Source organism: Streptomyces sp. MMBL 11-1, from assembly GCF_028622875.1.
GTDB lineage: Bacteria > Actinomycetota > Actinomycetes > Streptomycetales > Streptomycetaceae > Streptomyces.
The window spans coordinates 6,396,014-6,415,231 of sequence record NZ_CP117709.1 but is presented as its reverse complement, the minus strand read 5'-3'; the positions used below and the strand labels follow the sequence as shown (position 1 = coordinate 6,415,231).

At 73.3% G+C, this 19,218-nt stretch carries 18 protein-coding genes; 9 read left to right on the top strand and 9 right to left on the bottom strand.

The window, feature by feature from the left end:
* The first annotated feature begins 64 nt into the window (after window positions 1-64).
* Window positions 65-934, top strand: a complete 870-nt coding sequence (locus PSQ21_RS28500) for an SDR family oxidoreductase (protein WP_274034141.1) — start codon at window positions 65-67, stop codon at window positions 932-934.
* Between the two features lie 69 nt (window positions 935-1,003).
* Here the strand turns inward: PSQ21_RS28500 and PSQ21_RS28495 are convergent, their stop codons facing one another.
* Entirely contained in the window at window positions 1,004-2,149 is a 1,146-nt protein-coding gene (locus PSQ21_RS28495) for a glycosyltransferase (protein WP_274034140.1), read from the bottom strand.
* Window positions 2,150-2,224: 75 nt separating this feature from the next.
* The gene (locus PSQ21_RS28490) at window positions 2,225-2,623 is read right to left on the bottom strand and encodes a hypothetical protein (protein WP_274034139.1); all 399 of its coding nucleotides are present in this window, start codon (window positions 2,621-2,623) and stop codon (window positions 2,225-2,227) included.
* A gap of 185 nt (window positions 2,624-2,808) precedes the next feature.
* On the opposite strand from PSQ21_RS28490, the gene PSQ21_RS28485 reads away from it, so the two are divergent.
* The 5 genes from PSQ21_RS28485 to PSQ21_RS28465 all read left to right on the top strand — a co-directional run bounded on the left by PSQ21_RS28485 (window position 2,809) and on the right by PSQ21_RS28465 (window position 7,424).
* Window positions 2,809-3,846, top strand: coding sequence for an MDR family NADP-dependent oxidoreductase (locus tag PSQ21_RS28485; protein WP_274034138.1), 1,038 nt, complete (start codon window positions 2,809-2,811; stop codon window positions 3,844-3,846).
* On the top strand, window positions 3,843-4,928 hold the full coding sequence (locus tag PSQ21_RS28480) for a winged helix DNA-binding domain-containing protein (RefSeq protein WP_274034137.1): 1,086 nt from the start codon (window positions 3,843-3,845) through the stop codon (window positions 4,926-4,928). The genes PSQ21_RS28485 and PSQ21_RS28480 overlap by 4 nt, the downstream gene beginning before the upstream one ends.
* 120 nt (window positions 4,929-5,048) lie before the next feature.
* Window positions 5,049-5,816 carry a class I SAM-dependent methyltransferase gene (locus tag PSQ21_RS28475; protein ID WP_274034136.1) on the top strand — a complete coding sequence of 256 codons (768 nt, stop codon included), beginning with the start codon at window positions 5,049-5,051 and terminating at the stop codon, window positions 5,814-5,816.
* A 10-nt stretch (window positions 5,817-5,826) separates the two neighbouring features.
* Window positions 5,827-6,444 carry a dTDP-4-dehydrorhamnose 3,5-epimerase family protein gene (locus tag PSQ21_RS28470; RefSeq protein ID WP_274034135.1) on the top strand — a complete coding sequence of 206 codons (618 nt, stop codon included), beginning with the start codon at window positions 5,827-5,829 and terminating at the stop codon, window positions 6,442-6,444.
* On the top strand, window positions 6,441-7,424 hold the full coding sequence (locus PSQ21_RS28465) for an NAD-dependent epimerase/dehydratase family protein (RefSeq protein ID WP_274034134.1): 984 nt from the start codon (window positions 6,441-6,443) through the stop codon (window positions 7,422-7,424). Before PSQ21_RS28470 ends, PSQ21_RS28465 begins: the two co-directional genes overlap by 4 nt.
* A 69-nt stretch (window positions 7,425-7,493) precedes the next feature.
* Here PSQ21_RS28465 and PSQ21_RS28460 read toward each other — a convergent pair whose 3' ends face one another.
* A complete protein-coding gene (locus PSQ21_RS28460; RefSeq protein WP_274034133.1) occupies window positions 7,494-8,669 on the bottom strand; it encodes a winged helix DNA-binding domain-containing protein in 1,176 nt (391 codons plus the stop codon).
* Window positions 8,670-8,881: 212 nt separating this feature from the next.
* Between PSQ21_RS28460 and PSQ21_RS28455 the strand changes: the two genes are divergently transcribed.
* The gene (locus PSQ21_RS28455) at window positions 8,882-10,147 is read left to right on the top strand and encodes a nucleotide disphospho-sugar-binding domain-containing protein (RefSeq protein WP_274034131.1); all 1,266 of its coding nucleotides are present in this window, start codon (window positions 8,882-8,884) and stop codon (window positions 10,145-10,147) included.
* Window positions 10,148-10,340: 193 nt separating this feature from the next.
* Here the strand turns inward: PSQ21_RS28455 and PSQ21_RS28450 are convergent, their stop codons facing one another.
* The 4 genes from PSQ21_RS28450 to PSQ21_RS28435 all read right to left on the bottom strand — a co-directional run bounded on the left by PSQ21_RS28450 (window position 10,341) and on the right by PSQ21_RS28435 (window position 15,086).
* Window positions 10,341-11,561, bottom strand: a complete 1,221-nt coding sequence (locus PSQ21_RS28450) for a cytochrome P450 (protein WP_274034130.1) — start codon at window positions 11,559-11,561, stop codon at window positions 10,341-10,343.
* A gap of 48 nt (window positions 11,562-11,609) precedes the next feature.
* Window positions 11,610-13,208 (bottom strand): MFS transporter, encoded by a 1,599-nt coding sequence (locus tag PSQ21_RS28445; protein WP_274034129.1) that lies wholly within the window; start codon window positions 13,206-13,208, stop codon window positions 11,610-11,612.
* Window positions 13,209-13,303: 95 nt separating this feature from the next.
* A complete protein-coding gene (locus PSQ21_RS28440; RefSeq protein WP_274034128.1) occupies window positions 13,304-13,810 on the bottom strand; it encodes a nuclear transport factor 2 family protein in 507 nt (168 codons plus the stop codon).
* Between the two features lie 88 nt (window positions 13,811-13,898).
* Window positions 13,899-15,086, bottom strand: a complete 1,188-nt coding sequence (locus PSQ21_RS28435) for an acyltransferase family protein (RefSeq protein ID WP_274034127.1) — start codon at window positions 15,084-15,086, stop codon at window positions 13,899-13,901.
* A gap of 213 nt (window positions 15,087-15,299) precedes the next feature.
* Between PSQ21_RS28435 and PSQ21_RS28430 the strand changes: the two genes are divergently transcribed.
* Window positions 15,300-15,788, top strand: a complete 489-nt coding sequence (locus tag PSQ21_RS28430; protein WP_274034126.1) for a hypothetical protein — start codon at window positions 15,300-15,302, stop codon at window positions 15,786-15,788.
* Window positions 15,789-15,866: 78 nt separating this feature from the next.
* Here PSQ21_RS28430 and PSQ21_RS28425 read toward each other — a convergent pair whose 3' ends face one another.
* Complete coding sequence (locus PSQ21_RS28425) at window positions 15,867-17,093, bottom strand: cytochrome P450 (protein ID WP_274034125.1); 1,227 nt, start codon at window positions 17,091-17,093, stop codon at window positions 15,867-15,869.
* Window positions 17,094-17,141: 48 nt separating this feature from the next.
* Window positions 17,142-17,465, bottom strand: a complete 324-nt coding sequence (locus tag PSQ21_RS28420) for a 2Fe-2S iron-sulfur cluster-binding protein (protein ID WP_274034124.1) — start codon at window positions 17,463-17,465, stop codon at window positions 17,142-17,144.
* Window positions 17,466-17,722: 257 nt separating this feature from the next.
* On the opposite strand from PSQ21_RS28420, the gene PSQ21_RS28415 reads away from it, so the two are divergent.
* Entirely contained in the window at window positions 17,723-19,195 is a 1,473-nt protein-coding gene (locus PSQ21_RS28415; RefSeq protein WP_274034123.1) for an alpha/beta fold hydrolase, read from the top strand.
* Window positions 19,196-19,218: the final 23 nt, after the last annotated feature.

Genomic DNA, 19,218 nt, shown 5'->3' with positions numbered 1-19,218 from the left:
TACCGCGACAGCGGAAGAACAGAATATGAAGACAGCAAGAGCAATGCGGAAAGAGGAAGACGCTATGAGGATTCTGGTGACCGGTGCCACCGGCGGGGTCGGCAGGCGGGTGGTTCAGCGGCTGCTCGAAGCGGGCGACGGCATCCAGGTGCGGGCACTGACGCGCGACCCCTCCCGGGCCGGCCTGCCGGACGGGGTGGAGGTGGTCCAGGGCGACCTGGAGAAGCCGTCCTCCCTGCGGGGCGTCTTCGACGGCGTGGACCGGATGCACCTGTTCCCGGTCGAGGACACGGCGGCCGAGACGGTCGCCCTGGCACGGGCCGCTGGCGTGGGCCGGGCGACGGTACTGTCCGCGGCGGCGGTGACGACCGGGCACAGCGTGAACCCGGTCGAGCAGGTCGTCGAGGAGTCCGGCATGGAGTGGATCCATGTGCGGCCGGGCGAGTTCATGACCAACAAGCTGCATCTGTGGGCGCCGTCGGTGCGGGCCGAGCGCGTCGTGCGCTACCCCTTCCCGGACGAGCTGGGCGTACCGGTGCACGAGGACGACGTGGCCGCGGTGATCGTGGCCGGGCTGCTGGAGGACCGGCACGTCGGCCAGTCCTACACGCTGACCGGGCCCGCGGCGCAGACCGTGCGGGAGCAGGTGGCGGCGATCGGCGCGGCCCTCGGCGAGGAGGTGCGGTTCGAGGAGGTCACCCGTGACCGGGCCCGCGAACTGATGAAGGCCCAGGGCGGTTTCGCCGCCGAGCACGCCGATCTCTTCCTCGGGTTCGCCGACTACGACGGGGCCGAGGCGAGCGGCGAGGACGGCTACTCCGAGGAGGACTGGTCGGAGCTGCTGAAGCCGTGGCCCGGCGTCGAGCAGGCCACCGGCCGCGCGCCGCTGGACTTCGCCCAGTGGGCGCGGGACCACGCCGACGACTTCCGCTGACCGGGACGCGGGACCGCGACGCCGGCCGCCCTTGAGGCGCCCGGCGTCCGGTCCCGCGGTATCCGGCCGTCAGCGGGCCTTCTCCACCAGCCCCTCCAGGATCGCGACGATCTCGGAGGGGCGTTTCTGTGCCGCGTTCTCACGTGCCAGGTCCGCGGCGCGCTCCCGGTAGGAGGGAGTGTTCAGCAGCTCCCCCAGCGCCTTCTCGATGCGCTCCGGCGGCTCGTTCAGATTGAGCGTGATGGAGGCCCCGTAGGCGTCGATGCGTTTCATCGGGATGGCCGACGCCAGCATGTCGGCGAAGACCAACTGCGGCACCCCCGCGTTGACCGCTGTCATGCAGGTCTGCCCGCCGCCGTGGTGGATCAGCAGGTCGCAGGCGGGCATCACGGCGTCCAGGGGCAGGAAGCCGGCCCGGACGTCGGGCCATTCCGCGCGCAGCTGCTCCGCCACCTCGTCCTTGGTGGCGACGAGCAGGTCCGTCCCGCGCAGGGTGGGGCTGTCCAGCAGCGGCCGGAAGAAGGCCACCCCCAGCGTGTCGATCATCGCGGCGCGCGAACCGGAGGTGACGAGCACCCGCGGGCGGCCGTCCCTCCGGAACATCCACGGCTCCAGCGGTGTCTGGGTGCCGCCGGGGCTCCACCGCATGTGCTCGGCGGGCTCGGCGTCGGCCGGACGGACGCTGGGCGGGGTGATGTGGATGTACAGGTCCTCGACGGGGACCCGGTCCAGCCCGAGCGCGTCCAGTTCGGGCCGCAGCTCGTCGCTGGCGAACTCCCGGTCGCTGGGCTCGCGTTCGAGGCCGTCCCAGGCCTGGACGGCGTACGGGACGCCCAGGTGGTGGGCGATGAGCGCCGCGCCGTAGTTGCGGGTGCCGCCGACGACGAGATCGGGCTTCCAGTGGTCGGTCAGCTCCACCAGGGCGCCGAAGCTGTCGGCCGCCATCCGCGCGAACCCGCGGCTGGCGAACTCCAGTTCGGCCACCTCGCCGCGCGGCCGGTCGAGCTTGCGGCCCTCGCGGTCCCAGAACATGGCCTGGAAGACGCCCTTGGCGGATACGGCGATGGCGGGGAGCCCCAGCTCCGTGATGGCCTGGATGTCCTCGTCCGGTACGGCGACGACGACACTGTGCCCCTCGGTGCGGCAGGCCGAGGCCAGCGGCACGAGGGCGTGCACGGTCGCACGGCCGCCGCCGGTGAAGAACAGGATGCGCACAGCTCTCTCCTCAAGCTCGGTTGGTGGGACGAAGTACGGTGGGACGGGCGCCGGGGGGCCGGCGCGGGGCCGGCCTCACACCCGGGAGCCGCTCGCCTCGACCCGCACCCGGACGGTGAGGTTGTCCTCGGCGTCGTAGACGGTGGACGTGCCGCTGCTGGTGAAGGTGTCGCCGTCAAGTTCCGCGCGGTGGTCGATGTCCACCCACCCCGCGTAGGCGCCGTCCTCGTCGACGAGGCGCTCGGCGATGCGGTAGGCGAAGCCGCTCTCGCCGTGCGGCTCCCAGGTGCCGGCGCCGTTGCCGCCGGGGGCGGGGCCGCGCAGGATGAAGGCCCGCCCGCCCGGCGTCAGATGGACCGTACTGACGAACTCGCCGTCGGGCAGGCGGAATCGCTCCTGCCACGTGCCGACGGGGCCCCCGTGCGCGGGCCTCGTGCCCACGGCGGCGTCCCCGGTCTCCCGCTGCTGCTCCACGCGGTTCCTCCCCTGCGTCGTGGCCCGGGCCGAATCTCCCGTGCCGGGGACGCGCACCGTACGTGCCGCTCCTCGAAGCCCGCTCGAAGTCGGCCCGGCGGGGCGCCTCCACCCGGGTTCGACGGCTGGTCGAGGCAGGTCGCGCACCATGGACGGACGACCCCGTCACGACCACGAGGAGAGCGATGAGCACGCCCACGGAGACAGCCGTCCCGGACACGGCACGGGAGGTCCGGCTGACCCGCCACCTGGGCCCCGACGAGGCCGCGACCCCCGCGCACTTCGAACTGGCCGAGGTGAAGGTGGAGCGGCCCGGCCCCGGTGACGTGGTGGTGCGTACCGACTACGTCGGTGTGGCCGCCGCGTACCAGGATCTGATGCGCCCCGACTGCCCGCTGCCGGTGCCGCCCTACACCGTCGGCGGCCGGATCGGGGGCGGCGAGATCGGCACCGTCGTGCACTCGCGGAGCCCGGAGCTGGCGGTGGGCGACCTCGTCCAGACGATGCAGGGGTGGGCCGAGTACCACGTCGGTCCGGCCGCGTCCTTCCACCGCCTCGACCGGGACCTCTTCCCGAGTCCGTCGTACTACCTCAGCCAGGGGACGACGGCCTACTACGGCATGGCGACGCTCGCCCAGGCCGGACCCGACGACGTGGTGTTCGTCTCCGGGGCGGCGGGCGGGGTCGGCTCGCTGGCCGGGCAGATCGCCCGCTGCCGGGGCGCCGCCCGGGTGATCGGCAGCGCGGGGAGCCCGGAGAAGGTCCGGTACCTGGTGGAGGAGCTGGGCTTCGACGCGGCGTTCGACTACCACGACGGACCGGTCCTGGACCGGCTGCGGGACCTGGCGCCGGACGGCGTCACCGTGTTCTTCGACAACGTGGGCGGGGAGCAGTTCGAGGCCGCGGTCCACGCGGCGGCCCCGCACGCCCGGTTCGCGCTGTGCGGTGCGCTGGCCGGGCAGATCGGCGGCAGCGGCGGGGCACCGCGGCTGGACCTGCTGACCGCCATCACCAAGCACCTCGACCTCAAGCCCTTCGCCACCTATCACACCGGCGAGCAGGTCCAGGCGTGGACCGAGGCGTTCGCCGGCTGGCTGGCCGAGGGCCGGTTCACCTTCCCGCAGACCGTCGTCGGGGGCGGCATCGCGCAGGCGGCGCCCGCGCTCCTCGCGCTGCTCGCCGGGGAGCACCGCGGCAACGTCGCCGTGCAGACCTCCGCGTGAGCGTCCTCGACCGGCGGACGCTCAACCGCACGCTCCTGCAACGGCAGTTCCTGCTCCACCGCACCGACCTGCCGGCCCTGGACGTGGTGCGCCGGCTGGTGGCGGTCCAGGGCCAGGAACCCAACTGGCCCTACGTGGGGCTGTGGACCAGGATCGCGGACTTCCGGCACGGCGCGCTCACCGAACTGCTCACCGGACGGGAGGTGGTGCGCTCGACCGTCCTGCGCCGCACCCAGCACATCCTGGCGGCGTCCGACTTCGCCTGGCTGCGGCCCACCGTGCAACCGGTGGTGGGCGTCGCGCTCACTCACCCGTACTACGCGCGGGAGGTCGAGGGCGTCGACCTCGGCCTCCTCGCGGAGGCCGGGCGGAAGGCGCTGGGCGGCGACACGCTGACCCGGCGCGGGCTGGGGCAGCTCCTGGCACCGGACTTCCCCGGCCGCGGCGCCACCCGGCTCGCCCAGGCGCTGGAACTGCTGGAGCCGCTGGTGCATCCGCCGCCCAACAGCGTGTGGGGCGCCTGGGGACACCGCAGGGAGACCCCGGTGGCCCTCGCCGAGGAGTTCACCGGCGTCCCCATGGCGCCGGCCGACCCCCGGACGATGGTCCTGCGGTATCTCGCGGCGTTCGGCCCGGCCGGCGTCATGGACGTACAGGCGTGGTCCGGTCTGACCCGGCTGCGGGAGGTGATCGAGCCGCTGCGGCCCGAGCTGCGCACCTACCGCGACGAACACGGCACCGAGCTGTTCGACCTGCCGGACCTGGCCCCGGCGGACCCGGCCGAACCCGCTCCGGTGCGGTTCCTCCCGGCCTACGACAACGCGGCTCTCGGCCACCGCGACCGCCGCCGCGTCATCGCCGACGAGGATCGCAAACGCATCGCGCCCCGTTCGTCGATGGGCGTCCCGCTGTTCCTGGTCGACGGATTCGCGCACGGCAGCTGGTCCCTCACCGAGGAGGGGCTGCGGGTCGAACCGTTCCGGGAGCTGTCGGCGGCGCGGCGCACGGCGGTGCGGGAGGAGGCCGAACGCGTCCTCGCGTTCGTCTCGCCGGAGGGCGGGGGAACTGTCGCGTTCGCCTGAGTGGTGCTCCAGCCGCGCTCCGGGCGGCTGGAGCACCGTCGTCCGGGGGCGCCCGGACACCCGCGGGCGCCCCCGGACCCGCCCGGACCCGCAACGGGCCCGGCACTGACGAGGAGGCCCATGAACAGCACCGGACTGGCCCCGGAAAGCCCGCTGTCCGCGATCTACAGCCGGGGCGCGCTGTACGAGGCGGTCTACCGGGGCCGGGGCAAGGACTACGCCGCCGACGCGGCGAAGATCACCGGCATCGTCCGCGAGCGGTTCCCCCAGGCGCGGTCGCTGCTGGACGCCGCCTGTGGGACCGGCTCCCATCTGCGGTACCTGGCAGCGGAGTTCGCCCATGTGGAGGGGCTGGACCTGGCGCCCTCCATGCTGGCCGAGGCCCGGACGGCGCTCCCCGGGACGCCCTTCCACGAGGCCGACATGACGGAGTTCCTGCTGGATCGCCGCTTCTCCGCCGTCACCTGCATGTTCTCCTCGATCGGCTATCTGCCGACGGGGGAGGCGCTGGAGTCGGCCGTGGCCTGCTTCGCACGGCACCTCGAACCGGGCGGCGTCCTGGTGGTGGAGCCGTGGTGCTTCCCGGAACTGTTCACCCCGCGTCAGGTCATGAGCGACCTCGCCACCGTGGACGGGACGGGCATCGCCAGGATGTCGCACGCGACCCTGGTCCGGGAGGGCCGGGGCTGCCGGATCGAGGCCCACTACCTCGTCGCGGACGCCGACACGGGAGTGCGGCACTTCACGGACGTCCACGACCTCACGCTGTTCCGCCGGGACGAGTACGAGACCGCCTTCACCCGGGCCGGCTGCACCGTGGAGTACCTGCCGCCGCCCGGCGGGCGGGGCGTGGGGCTCTTCGTCGGTGTCCGGACAGCGGATCGCTGAGGGGGCGGGTATGCGCGTACGCGAACTCGCCGTCGGCGGCGCCCTGGAGTTCACGCCCGAGGTCTTCCCCGACGAACGGGGGCGGTTCCTCTCCCCGTTCCAGCAGCCCGCCTTCGCGGAGGCCCGCGGCCACCCGCTGTTCCCCGTCGAACAGATCAGCTACAGCGTCTCGCGCCGCGGAGTCGTCCGGGGCGTGCACTACACGGCCACCCCGGCGGGCTGCGCCAAGTACGTCTTCTGCTCGCGCGGGCAGGTCCTGGACGTGGTGGTGGATCTGCGCGTGGGGTCGCCCACCTTCGGCTCCTGGGACACCGTGGTGCTGGACGCGGAGGAGTGCCGCGCGCTGTACCTCCCCGTGGGCGTGGGCCATCTCTTCGTGGCCCTGCGGGACCACGCCACGATGCACTACACCCTGTCGCGGAGCTACGAACCCTCCCGCGAACGGGCCGTCTCCCCTCTCGACCGGGACCTGGCGCTCCCGCTGGACGACCGGGAGGCCCTGGTGCTCTCCGAGCGCGACCGGGTGGCCCCGACGCTCGCCGAGGCCCGGGAGCGCGGTCTGCTGCCCGACTACGCGGTCTGCCGCGAGCAGGACGGCCTCCTCGCCGCTGCCGGGGCCCGGCGGTGAGCGCGGTGGGCCGGCCGGGCCCCGGGGACACGGTGGCCGTGCTGGGCGGCACCGGGTGGGTCGGCGGCCATGTCCACGCGGCGTTCGCGCGGGGCGCCCGGCGGGTCCTGTCCCTCGCCCGGCATCCGGCGCCGCGACTGGCGCCGGACGCGTTCCGCACGGTGGACCTGACCTCGGTGCCGGTGCGGGAACTGGCCCGGCTGCTGCGCGACGAAGGAGTGCGTACGGTGGTCAACGCCACCGACGGGGCCAACGCCAGCGACGGCTGGGACCGCTCGGAGGAGGCGCTGCGGTGGACGAACGTGACGGCCGTGCACCGGCTGCTGGACGCCGTCGCGCTGCTCCCCCGGCCGGTGCGTCTCGTCCACATCGGCACGGTCCACGAGTTCGGTCCCGTGCCGCGCGGGACGCTGCTGGGCGGCGGGGTCGAACCGCGTCCGACGGAAGCGTACGGGCGCAGCAAGCTCGACGGCTCCCGGGCCGTGCTCGATGCCGCGGCCGCCACCGGCCAGGTGGACGCGGTGGTCCTGCGGGTGGCCAGCGTGTGCGGCCCCCGCCCGTCCCCCGCCAGCTTCGTGGGACACCTGCTGTCCGCGTTCCGGCGGTACGCGGACACCGGCGCGCCCGCGCGGATCGTCGTCGCGGACGCCGCCCGCGACTTCGTGGACGTACGGGATGTGGCCGACGCCGTCGTGGCGGCCGCGTCACCGCGCAGGCAGGTGCGCGGGCACGCGGTCACGATCGGCAGCGGGGTCGCCACGCCCGTGGCCGAGCTGGTCACCGCGTTCCGGCGCGCGGCGGGGCTGCCGCCCGGCGCGGTGGCGGAGCGGGCCCCGGGCCCGGGGGCCGGGGTGGGTCTCGGCGGGGACTGGGTGCGCACCGACGTCAGGGAGGCGGAACGCCTGCTGGACTGGCGTCCCCGCATCGGCCTCGACCGCTCGCTGCGGGACACCTGGCTGGCCGCCGGCGGCCAGGCCTGAGCGCAGGCGCCTCGGCCGCCCCGCCCCGAGCCGGGCGGCCGCGGGGCCGGGCGGGTCCATGGGGGCGGCTCAGGCGTGCGGCCCCACGGACACGGTGCCGACGGTGAGTTCCGGCTTGCCCTCCATGATCACGCCGACGCGCTCCACCTCGTCCTCCAGCAGCCGCCGCTGCCGGTCGGTGAGGGGCGACAGCGGTTCCACGGTGATGTGGATCCGGCGGCCCGAGCGGCGTTGGTGCCAGACGCCCGCGGCGAGTCCGTCGATCAGCAGCACCGGGTAGTTGCCCGCCTGGCCGCCCGCCAGCGCCCGTTCGAAGGCGCGGCCGGGGAACAGCAGCTCACGCGGGTGGCTGGCGACACCGTAGGCGTCGAAGTAGGGCAGCAGCCGTACGCCCTCGGGCGGTTCGCTCTCCGGCATGTCGGTGTCGCCCGCCACGACCCAGCAACGGGTGCCCTCCAGTTCGACCTCCTGGAGGGCGTCGCCGAGGGCGGCGAACGTGTCCGCGGCCCAGCGGCGCGGCATGGCGAGCCAGCGGGCGAGGTGCTGCGGAGTGGCCGGACCGTAGGCACGCAGATAGCTGGTCACCAGCCAGGGCACGGCGACCTCGGCGGGCGCGGGGGTGAAGCCGGGCAGCCACCGGGCGGGGCTGGTGTACGTCACCTTCCGGCCGCGCTGCGGGCCGAAGCACATCACACCCCGGTTCGTCGCCAGGTCCATGGCCTCGAACCAGCGGGGCCACATCCCCTGGAACGCCTCCATGACCCGGTCGCCGGCCCAGGAGCCGACGTGGTCGGCGAGGGCGTCGGTCAGCTCGTCGGCGGTCATCTCCGCGTCGGTGAGCACGACGCGGAGCCCCTCGATGACCTGCTCGGTCTGCTCGCTCGTCAGCATCCCGTCGCCGCGGTGCATGTTGCGGGTGTTGGGCATCGAGGACAGCGCGCCGGTCCACATCGGCAGGTCGCGGGCGGCGAGCAGATGCACGGTGCCGCGGGCGCCCCGGGACTTCACCACGGTCCGCTCCGTCCACAGCGCGTCACGGACCGTGGCCCGGGTGGCTCCGGGAATCCGCATGGCGACGGACTGTTCACCGGCCGACAGCACCTGGGCGTGCGCCCCGCACAGGGCGGACACCACGTCCTGGGGGTCGGCGCCGTCGAGCGGGCGGGAGAGGCCGCTGCGCGCGAGCCGGCGGGCTGACACCTGGGCCCAGGTGAAGCGGGGAACGGCGGCCTGGGACTCGGGCATGGGACGTGCTCTCCTTCAACGTGCGCATGAGTGCCCAATGATCCCGCATCCGCCTGGAGTTCCGCTCGATTCCGGCTGGAGCCGCAACGGTGTCCGGGGCGCCGGGACCGGCTGCACCGTGCCTCCAGACCCCTTCCACCGGGATCGTGCACATTCGGCCGCACGGCCGCAGCCGTCGTGGCCGGCCGTCCCGAGGTCCGTGAGGAGACTTCATGCGCGTCCTGATCACCGTGTGGCCCACGGCGTCCCACCTGTTCCCCGCCATCCCCCTGGCGTGGGCCCTCCAGGGTGCCGGGCACGAGGTCCATGTCGCCTCCCCGCCGAAGCTGTGGAAGGACATCACCGCGGCGGGGCTGACCGCGGTGCCGCTCGGGGACGAGGAGAGCACGCCCGAGTTCTCCGGCGAGTACGTGACGCTGCCCCCACAGGAGCGGGACCGGCTGGCACGGGAACTGGACCTGGACCCGCAGGACGCCCACGAGTGGGAGATGTTCAGCGTGTTCCTGGTGACGGCCGTGGAGATGTTCCACCAGGTCCCGGCGGAGCGCGGGGCGCCCGCCCCGCTGATCGACGACCTGGTTGCGCACGCCCGCGCGTGGCGGCCCGACCTGGTGCTCTGGGACACCTGGCCGGCGGCGGCGGTCGCGGCCCGCGCCTGCGGGGCGGCCCATGCGCGGCTGCTGTGGGGCGCCGATGTCACCGGGTGGGCGCTGGAGAGGTTCGCCCGGGCCGGCACACCGTCGGCCAACCCGCTCCGGGAGGTGGTCCGGCCGGTCGCGGAGCGGTACGGCTTCTCGCCGGACGACGAGCTGCTGCTGGGCCAGTGGACCGTGGACCCCACACCGCCGGAGCTGCATCTGCCGGTGCCGGCGCGGCGGGTGCAGATGCGCTGGGTGCCGTACACCCGGGGCGCGGTGCAGCCCGGGTGGCTGTACCCGGTGCCGGAGCGGCCCCGGGTGGCGTTGACGCTGGGGACGACGGCCCAAATGTTCGACTACGCCAACGGCGCGATGCTGAGGGCGATGATGGACGCGGTGGCCGGGATGGACATCGAGGTGGTCGCGACGCTCACGCCGGGTCAGCTGGCGGACCTGGACGTGCCGGACAACGTCCGCGTCGTCGACTACATCCCGCTGGGGCAGTTGCTGCCGACCTGCGCGGCGCTCATCCACCACGGCGGGTTCGGCAGCTTCGCGACGGCGGTGGCGCACGAGGTGCCGCAGCTGATCGAGATGGGCGCGGGCATCGAGTCCCCCGAGTTCGCGCGCTCCCTCCTGGACGCCGGGGCGGGACTCGCCGTGCACCACGAGAAGGACGGCACGGACGGCATCCGGGAGCGGCTGGCCCGGCTGCTGGCGGAGCCGGGGTTCACGGCCGGGGCGCGGAAGCTGCACGCCGACTGGCTGGCGCTGCCCGCGCCCAACGACGTGGTCCCCATGCTGGAGAAGCTCACCGCGCTGCACCGCGCGCGGAGCTGACGGGCGTCCGCCCGGGCGGGCCCCGCCGGAACGCGGCGGGGCCCGCTCGCCATGGCCGGTCCGCCGGCCGCCGGGTCCCCTGCCGGGCCCGCCGCCGGGGCGACCCGCCGTGAGCACGATGCCCCTCCGCGGGCCCCGGAGGTCCGCGGAGGGGCATCGTGCTCAGGGACGGCCGCCCGCCCGGCGGCCGGGGTCACGCCGTCCAGGTCACCGGCAGACTGTTGAGCGTGTGGTTGATCTCCCCGCGGTGCCAGGGGAGTTCGGCCTCGGGGACGGCGAGCCGCAGATCGGGGAAGCGCCGCGTGAGACCCTCCAGCGCCACGGCCATCTCCATCCTGCCGAGTTGCTTGCCGAGGCAGTAGTGGATCCCGTGGCCGAAGGAGAGGTGGGGGTTGCGCGGCCGGTCCGGGTCGAAGGCGTCGGCGTCGGGGAAGACCGACTCGTCGCGGTTGGCGGAGGCGAGCGACAGCAGCACCGGGTCGCCCGCGGCGATACGGACCCCGGCCACCTCCATGTCCTCGACGGCGATACGGGGGAAGCCGGTGGTGTCGGTGGCGAAGAGGTTGACGTGCCGCAGCAGCTCCTCGACGGTGGCGGGGATGGACTGCGGCTCCCGGACCAGCCGGTCCCACATCTCGCGGTGGTGGACGAGCAGGGCGAGCACGGAGTTGGCGAGCTGGTTGGCGGTGGTGTCGAAGCCCGCGCCGATCAGGGTGAACCCGAAGGTCACCAGCTCCTGTTCGCTGAGCCGGTCGTCGTTGTCGCGCGCGGCGACGAGGTCCGACAGCATGTCGTCGGTGGGGCTGGCCCGCTTCTGCGCGATCAGGCCCACGATGTACTCGTTCAGCCGGGCCAGGCCCTCCAGCGACGCCTCCCCGCCGGCCCGTTCGTCGACGGTGGCGAAGGCACGGGCCCACTTCTCGAAGGTCCGCAGGTCCTGTGGGGGCACGCCGAGCAGCTCGCCGATCACGATGAGCGGCAGCGGTACGGCGAAGTCCTCCACCAGGTCGCCGGTGCCGCCCTTGGCCGCCATGGCGTCCAGCAGCTGGTCGGAGACCTCCTGGACACGCGGGCGCATCAGCTCCACCTTGCGGGTGGTGAAGGCGCCGGCGACCAGGCGCCGCAGCCGGGCGTGCTCCTCGCCGTCCAGCGAAATGATCATCTCCGGGGTGGTGTGCATGGTGCCGCCCACCCGCACGGAGCCGGGGCCGCAGGCCGCCGCCCGGCTCAGCCGGGGGTCGGCCTGGGCGGCGCGCACGTCCTCGTACCGGGTGATGAGCCAGGCGTCCGCTCCGCCCTCGGTGCGGACCTTGACGACCGGTTCCCCTTCGCGCAGCTCCCGGTAGCGCGGCGCGGGTCCGCGGTACGAGGAGCCGGGGAGCGGGAAGACGTCGGCCGGTCGCTGTCCAGGCATGGTGAACCTCCGTGGTGGTGGGTGGGAACGAGGGCCTGCCCCGACGGTTCAGGCCCGGTCGGCCGCCTCCTTGCCGGCGTCCAGCGGAACACCGGTGCCCGTCTCCTCGTCCCCGGCGGGGGGCCGCACGTGCCGCAGCAGCACGGCGACGAGGACGGCGGCGCACAGGACGAGGGAGCTACTCAGCACGGCGTTCACGTGCAGTCCGTGGCTGAAGGCGGCACGGGCGGCGGCGGAGAGCTGTTCGCCGGTCTCGCCCGGCAGCGCCGCGGCGGCGGAGAGGGCGGCCGCCAGCGTCTCGCCGGCCGCCTCGGCTGTCTCGGCGGGAACCCCCGCGGGCATGGTCTCGGCCAGCCGGGAACTGTAGAGGGCGGTGCCGACGCTGCCGAGGCCGGCGACGCCGATGGCCATGCCGAACTCCTGGTTGGTCTCGGACATGGCGGAGGCCCCACCCGCGCGCTCCGGCGGCACGGCGCTGAGGATCATGTCCGTCCCCAGGATGGTCATCGGTCCCATGCCCAGGGCGAAGACGACGGTGGCGGTGACGAGGATCGCGAGGCCGCCGGTCCCGTCGAGGAACAGGTACATCGCGCAGCCGCACGCCGCGATCACCAGCCCGCTCGCCATGACGTACGCGGGGCGGAAGCGGCGGGCCAGCACCGGGGTGAGGAAGCCGGCCGCGATCATCGCGAACGCCTCGGGAAGCGTCCACAGGCCCGCGCTCAACGGGGAGAGCCCCAGGACCAGTTGCAGGTACTGGGCGAGGAACAGGAACATGCCCGACATCGCGAAGAGCGTCAGGGTGAGGGTGCCGAGCGAGGCGCTGAACCGGCGGTTGGCGAACAGGCTGATGTCCAGCAGCGGATCGGTCAGCCGCCGCTGGCGCAGCACGAACGCCGTGCCGAGGGCGATGCCCCCGGCCGTCGTGACGAGCGCCGTGCCGCCCGGTCCGTGCGCGGCCAGCTCCTTGATGCCGTAGATCGCCAGCAGCAGGGCGGCGACGGACAGCACCACGCTGAGGGGGTCGATCCGGCCGGTGTCCGCCGCCCGGTACTCGGGCAGCAGGAAGGGGCCGACGACCAGCAGCAGGACCATGACGGGCACGGCGATGAGGAAGACCGATCCCCACCAGAAGTGCTCCAGCAGCACTCCGCCGACCAGCGGGCCGATGGCCATGCCGACGACGAACGAGGTCATCCACACGGCGATGGCCGAGGCACGCTGCGCGGGATCGTGGAACATGTTGCGGATCAGGGCCAGGGTCGAGGGCATCAGCGTGGCCCCGGCGACGCCGAGCAGGGCGCGGGCCGCGATGAGCAGTTCCGCGCTGCTCGCCCAGGCCGCGACGAGTGAGGCCAGGCCGAAGGCGGTCGCTCCCGTCATGAGCAGTCTGCGGCGGCCGATGCGGTCGCCGAGCGTGCCCATGGTGATGAGGAAGCCGGCGACGAGGAAGCCGTAGATGTCGAGGATCCACAGCAGCTGCGTGCTGCTGGGGCGCAGGTCCTCGGTGAGCTGCGGCACCGCCAGGTACAGCACCGTGCTGTCCATCGAGATGAGCATGCACGGCAGCGCGAGCGCGGTGAGTCCGAGCCACTCACGCCGCCCCGCCTTCACGGGGGCGCTTGGTCCGGGGTGCTCTTCGGTCATGTCGTTCGTCCTCAGTCCGTTCTTCTCGCAGTCCTCCCGGGTGGGCCGGAGCCCACCCGGGAGGGTGGACCGGTGCGCTCGGGGGTGGCGACCGGTCAGGAGGGGTTGTGGATCTTGTCCGCCCAGCGGGCGGAGTCGTGGGTGACGGTGCGCGAACGCGTCAGCAGGCGGCCGTCGCGGCGCACGAGTTCGTCCTCGACGACGGTCGTGGGTTCGAAGCTGACCCTGCCGTCGGAGTCGGTCATGCTGACCATCGCCTGGTAGCGGGTGCGCAGGGTGTCGTCGCCGTCCGGGACGACGCGCAGCCGGTCGAACCAGTACCGGTAGACCAGCCCGTTGTAGTAGGGGATGTTCTCGTCGCGGGCCTGCCGCGCCGACGTCTCCTCGACGCGGGGCGCCGACGCGTCCCCGCGCCGGGCGGACATCTCCTTGAGGAGGTCCTCCCGGCCGTCGAAGCGCCAGCCGAACGGTATGTGCTCCAGCACGCAGTCCTCGGTGAACGTCTCCAGGAACTCCTCCAGCCGGCGCTCTTCGAGCAGCGGCATCTGTTCCGCGTAGAACTGCTGTACCTCCACGTACAGTTCCGCGTCGGCCCGCTCCATGGTTCCTCCTTCTTCCGTGCCTCGCGGCACGGCTGACAGTAACGATCAAGGCTGGTGGGGCACTTGAGCCGCTCTCGACCCGGCTCGGTCAGAGGGCCCTGGCGGCGTCCCGGCTCTCCCCGGGCACGCCCGCCGGTGGCGGCGGCGGCCGTCGGCGGCTCCAGCGACGCATGGCGGGCCGCTCGACCGTCACGTACAGCAGCCAGGCCAGCGCGAGGCTGATGGCGAAGGTGAGCGAGACGTCGCGCAGGGCCTCGGCGAAACTGCGTATCTGGAAGGCGTGTTCGGGATCGACCGCCCGCATCGGGCCGTAGTAGATGACCGGGTAGTGCACGATGTAGAGCGCGAAGGAGATCTCCCCCAGCCACACCATCGCCCGGTTGCCGAACCCGGTGCGCCGGCCCTCGATGTCCCGGGTGGCGGCCGCGCCGATGACCAGGGCGAGCGGCAGGGCCGACAGCGACATCCAGGCGAAGACCCCGGGCAGCTGGGCCAGTACGGCGTACGAGGCCACCGCCAGCAGACCCGCGGGAAGGAGGCCGATCCTGATCCAGCGTCCGCTCAGCACGGCGCGGGCGACGAGGATGCCGAGGACGAACTCCAGCATCCGCACCGGCGGGAAGTGGTAGACGAACCAGTACTGCCACCAGGACATGTCTCCGCCCCACCACATCGTGGGCCGGTCGGGGAGCAGTTGGGCGATGAAGGGCACGGCGAGGATGGCCGCGGTGACCGCGCCGGTCCACCCCCACAGCCGCTCCGGCCTGATGCGCCGCACCAGCGTCAGCAGCCACGGGAAGCACACGTAGAAGAGCAATTCGCAGGTGAGTGACCAGCTGGGCGAGTTGGTGCCGTGGCCCATGATCGCGTCCTGGTCCGGCAGCCAGCTCTGGAGCAGCAGGACGGAGGGGGCCGTGTTGGTGACGGTGACGGTGACGCCCGCCGTCAGCATCAGCACGACGGTCGCCGCGAGGGTGACGAGGTGGTTGGGGAAGATCTTCACCAGCCGGCGGCGCAGGAAGGCCGTCCTGGTGTCGTCGTCCCGGGCCACATAGGTCAGGATGAAGCCGCTCAGGACGAAGAAGAAGGTCAGTCCGACACCGCCGACGGCGAAGATGTAGTCCGTCGGATCGTGCGTGGGGCTCGCGCCCATGAAGAACAGGTATCCGGTGTGCGCGCACAGCACGGTCATCGCGGCGACGAACCGGAGCCCTGTCAGTGAGGGCAGTCGGCTGTCCGCGGGACCCGGCCGTACCGGGGCGTCGGATCTTTCCATGGCTACTCCTGCGTTCCCGGGGTGGTGGGCGCTGTCCTGACCACGCGCCGGGCGGGGCGGCGGCTACGCCAGCGTCGGCGGTGGGGCTCGAGGCGGCCCGGAATCCGGCTCGACAGCCGGGGGCCGCGGGGGACGCGCCCCGGCTCGACCGGGAGTCGAGAACGCGCCGCCATGCTCGCGGGCCCACGTTCCGGCGAGCAGAAGGATACGAACATGCGGATACCGAAGAAGCCTCTTGTGACCGTGGCGGCGGTGTCGTCCCTGGTCCTCGGCGCCTGGGCCCCGAGCGCCGCCGCACACCACCGCGCGCCCACGCCCGTCGGGGTGTGGGCCGCCGAGCTGGACTTCGGCGGGCAGACCGTCCACGTGCGCCAGCAGTACAAGGCGGGCGGGCTGCTGTGCCACGAGGTCGAGGCGCCGGGCGTGCCCCACGGCATGTCGGAGGGCACCTGGAAGAAGAAGGGCCCGGGAGCCTTCGGCTACGCGCTGACGGAGCTGTTCCTCGACGAGCAGGGCCAGGTGCACGGCCGGGCGGAGATGCGCGGCTCCGCGATCCTCATGGGCTCGCAGTTCAACTCGCTGCACTCCTCCACGGTGTACGACGCGAGCGGCACGGTGGTGTCCTCGGGCACCGAGACCATCACGTTCTCCCGCGTCACCCGGCCCGTGCCGCCCTGCGACGTGGCGCCCGTGGGCTCCTGAGCGCACCGCCGGCCCCGCCGGGGTCCCGCGGGCCGCGGTTGCGGCCGCGGGGCCCCGGCCCGGCGGCGGGCCGGGGCCTCACACGTCCCAAGTGACGGGGAGCTCCCACAGGCCGTAGATGACGGCGCCCTCCTTGCGCGGGAGGTCGGCGAGCGGCCTGGCCAGCCGCAGGCCGGGCACCCGCTGGAAGAGCTTGCTCCAGACGATCTCCAGCTCCAGCCGGGCCAGGTCGGCGCCGATGCAGTGGTGCACGCCGTGACCGAACCCGAGGTGCTTGCGGCTGCCGCGGCTGATGATCAGCTTCTCCGGCTCGGGGAACACCTCGGGATCGCGGTTTCCGGCGAGGCCGAGGCAGAGGATCCCGTCGCCGGCCCGGATGGTCCGGCCGCCGATCTCGATGTCCTCCAGCGCGACACGGGGCACGGCGGTGTCACCGATCGTCGCGATCCGCACCAGCTCCTCCACCGCGGGCCTGATCAGCGACGGGTCGGCCAGCAGCTGCGCCAGCTGGTCGGGGTTCTCCAGCAGGCACGCGGTACCCAGGGAGATCTGGCTGGCGGTGGTCTCGTGCCCGCCGTTCATCAGCAGCCGCACCATGTTGAACAGGTCGCGGTCCGTGTACTCCTCGCCCGACGCCTCGTAGTCGGCCATCGCACGGCTGAGCAGGTCGTCGCCCGGCTCCTTCTTCTTCCGCTGGATCAGCTCGCTCACATAGGCGTTGACCTCGACGATCGCGGCCTGCCGTTCCTCGGGGGAGCTGTGGCCGCCCAGCAGCGCGGTACCGTGCCGGATGAAGAAGTCGTGCTGGTCCTGCGGGATGCCCAGCAGTTCGCAGATCACCGTCATGGGCACGGCGAGCGAGAACACCCGGTGCATGTCGACGGGCGGGCCCATGGCGAGCATGCGGTCCAGGTAGTCGTCGACGATCTCCTCGATGCGGGGCCGGAGCCGCTGCACCTGGCGGTGCGTGAAGGTGAGCGCGGCCTTGCGCCGGGTACGGGTGTGCTCCTCGCCGTCGTAGCCGATGAACGAGGTCTCGGTGCGGAACTCCGGCGGGGCGATGAAGTAGAAGGGGAAGTTGGCGTGCTTGCGGGAGGCGCTGACGCGCGGATCGGTCAGCAGTGTCCGGATCGTCGTGTAGCCGGTGACGGTCCAGATCCGCAGGCCGGACCCGGTCAGTGTCACCTGTGAGACGTCCTCCTCGGCCATCGCCCCGTACGCGGCGGGCTGCGAGAACGGGCACTGGCGCGCGTACGGGAAGGTCTCGTGCTCCTCGGTGGGCAGTTCGGGTGCGGCGTTGCTCATGGAGGGGTCCCTTCTGGTCGGCGGCGGCCGAGCCGGGGCGGCGGGGTGTCAGACCTGGCTCTCCGGCAGGTGCACCACGAGGCCGTCCATCTCCTCGGACACGGGCAGTTGGCAGCTCAGTCGGCTGTGCTCGGTGCGGGGCGACGCGGTGGTGTACAGGACGTCGTCCTCGATCTCGTCCATCCCGGGCAGCGGACGGCTGTTGTTCGCGTCGACGTAGACATGGCAGGTGCCGCACTGGGCGGCTCCGCCGCACTGGGCCTCGATGCCGTCGACGCCGTTGAGCCTGGCGCCGCGCATGACCGTGTCCGGGGGGTGGACGTCCACCACGGTCGCGGTGCCGTCCGGCTGCTTGTAAGTGATCTTGGCCATCGCGTTCCCTTCGTCGCTGGGCGGCGTCGTGGCCTCCACGTGCGCGCCGTGGCCTCCAGGGCCGCGCGGGCCCCGGACGCGGCGGGGCCGGGCGGCACCGTGCGCACTGTGGACACGGGCGCTAGCGGCGTACTGGAGGGCCCCTCGGGGGACGGGGCGCGCGACGGCCGGGCGGGCGCCCTTGGTCCGGGGGCCTTCCAGAGGGCCTCAAGGAGCCGTCGCCATGCTGACCGCCCCCAGGGATCGGAGGTACAGCGGTGTTTCCCGAGCAATCCGCCTCGACGGCCGCCCCCGCGCTGGACGCGTACCGCGCCCAGCGCCCCGTCTGGCGCCCGTCGCCGGACGACCCGGATCTCGACCACGCGGAGATCGAGGTGCCGCAGGACTACGCGCACCCCGGCGGCGAGCGGCTCACGCTCGCGCTGAGCCGGAGCCGGGCCCGGGACCCGCGGCGCCGACGGGGCATCCTCCTGGCCGTCAACGGCGGCCCCGGCGGCGACTGGGGGCGGGGCCGGGCGCTGGTGGCGGCCCTCCGCGGCACTCCGACGCACGAGGTGTACGACCTGATCGGCTTCGACCCGCGCGGCACCGGCGACTCCACCCGGCTGTACGCCGAAGTGGTCGTGCCGAAGGCGCCGTTCGACTCCCGCCCGCCCGACGCGCACTTCGCGCGGATCGCCGAGGACATGCGGTTGCGGGAGGACGGCTGCGCGCGGGCGGGCGGCACCCTGCGCCCGCATGTGAGCACCCGCAACACGGCCCGCGACATGGACCTGATCCGCGCGGTCCTCGACGAGGAGCGACTCAGCTTCGTCGGTTACGCCTACGGATCGTACGTCGGCGCCGTCTACGGCACGATGTTCCCCGAGCGGCTGGACCGCAGCGTCCTGGACTCCTGCGTCCACCCCGGCTGGACCTGGTACGAGCAGTTCGTCTCCCAGGGCGACGCGATCCTGCGCAATGTGCGGCAGTGGGCGCGGTGGGCCGGCGACCGCGACAGCGTCTTCGGGCTCGGTGTCGGCGCCGAGGCCGTACTCGCGTCGGTGGAACGGGCCGTGCGGCGGCTGGAGGAGCTGCCGGAAGGCGTCGACCTGCGCACCCTGCTGGACGGGGCGATGGGTTACCGCACGGCGGACCGCGGAGCCTGGGAGCGGCTGGGCCGGATGATCGCGCGGCTGGGGGACGTGCCCGGGGGCGAGGCCGGCGCGGCCCTGGCGCGGAGCCTGCTGGCCGACCAGCGGGGCTGGCGTCCCACGGACCACGAGGGCGAGTCGCGCAGCGGCGTACTGGACGCCGTGACCCTGGAGCACGACTGGCCGACCTCCCTCGCCGAGTACTTCACGGCCATGCGCGACTTCCGGGTCCGCCACCCCTACGGCTACGGCGTGCTGCGTGCCCAGCCCTGGGTGGGCACCTTCCGGTCGTTCACCCCGCCGGAGCCGCCGACGAAGATCGTGCGGAACGGTTTTCCCACGGGAGTGGTGGTCCAGGCGGACGGGGACATCATGGATCACCACGACGGCGGCGTGGCCATGGCGGAGCGGCTCGGCCACCGTCTGATCACGGTGACGGACTCGGGCGACCACGAGATCTTCGTACTGGCCGGCAACGCGGAGGTGGACGCGCTCGTCCACCGGTATCTGACGGACGGGGAGCTGCCGCCGGAGGGGACCCGGTGCGCGGGTGCCACGCCCCGTCCGGACATCCCGGCCGACCCGGGCCGGGGCTGAAGCCCCGCGAGGCCCGTCGCGCC

Bases quoted from the DNA above. Each gene is read 5' to 3' on its own strand.
- PSQ21_RS28425 (WP_274034125.1), bottom strand. From the start codon at position 17,093: ATGAGCAACGCCGCACCCGAACTGCCCACCGAGGAGCACGAGACCTTC.
- PSQ21_RS28460 (WP_274034133.1), bottom strand. From the start codon at position 8,669: ATGCCCGAGTCCCAGGCCGCCGTTCCCCGCTTCACCTGGGCCCAGGTG.
- PSQ21_RS28470 (WP_274034135.1), top strand. From the start codon at position 5,827: ATGCGCGTACGCGAACTCGCCGTCGGCGGCGCCCTGGAGTTCACGCCC.
- PSQ21_RS28455 (WP_274034131.1), top strand. From the start codon at position 8,882: ATGCGCGTCCTGATCACCGTGTGGCCCACGGCGTCCCACCTGTTCCCC.
- PSQ21_RS28420 (WP_274034124.1), bottom strand. From the start codon at position 17,465: ATGGCCAAGATCACTTACAAGCAGCCGGACGGCACCGCGACCGTGGTG.
- PSQ21_RS28430 (WP_274034126.1), top strand. From the start codon at position 15,300: ATGCGGATACCGAAGAAGCCTCTTGTGACCGTGGCGGCGGTGTCGTCC.
- PSQ21_RS28445 (WP_274034129.1), bottom strand. From the start codon at position 13,208: ATGACCGAAGAGCACCCCGGACCAAGCGCCCCCGTGAAGGCGGGGCGG.
- PSQ21_RS28475 (WP_274034136.1), top strand. From the start codon at position 5,049: ATGAACAGCACCGGACTGGCCCCGGAAAGCCCGCTGTCCGCGATCTAC.
- PSQ21_RS28435 (WP_274034127.1), bottom strand. From the start codon at position 15,086: ATGGAAAGATCCGACGCCCCGGTACGGCCGGGTCCCGCGGACAGCCGA.
- PSQ21_RS28500 (WP_274034141.1), top strand. From the start codon at position 65: ATGAGGATTCTGGTGACCGGTGCCACCGGCGGGGTCGGCAGGCGGGTG.
- PSQ21_RS28485 (WP_274034138.1), top strand. From the start codon at position 2,809: ATGAGCACGCCCACGGAGACAGCCGTCCCGGACACGGCACGGGAGGTC.
- PSQ21_RS28450 (WP_274034130.1), bottom strand. From the start codon at position 11,561: ATGCCTGGACAGCGACCGGCCGACGTCTTCCCGCTCCCCGGCTCCTCG.
- PSQ21_RS28440 (WP_274034128.1), bottom strand. From the start codon at position 13,810: ATGGAGCGGGCCGACGCGGAACTGTACGTGGAGGTACAGCAGTTCTAC.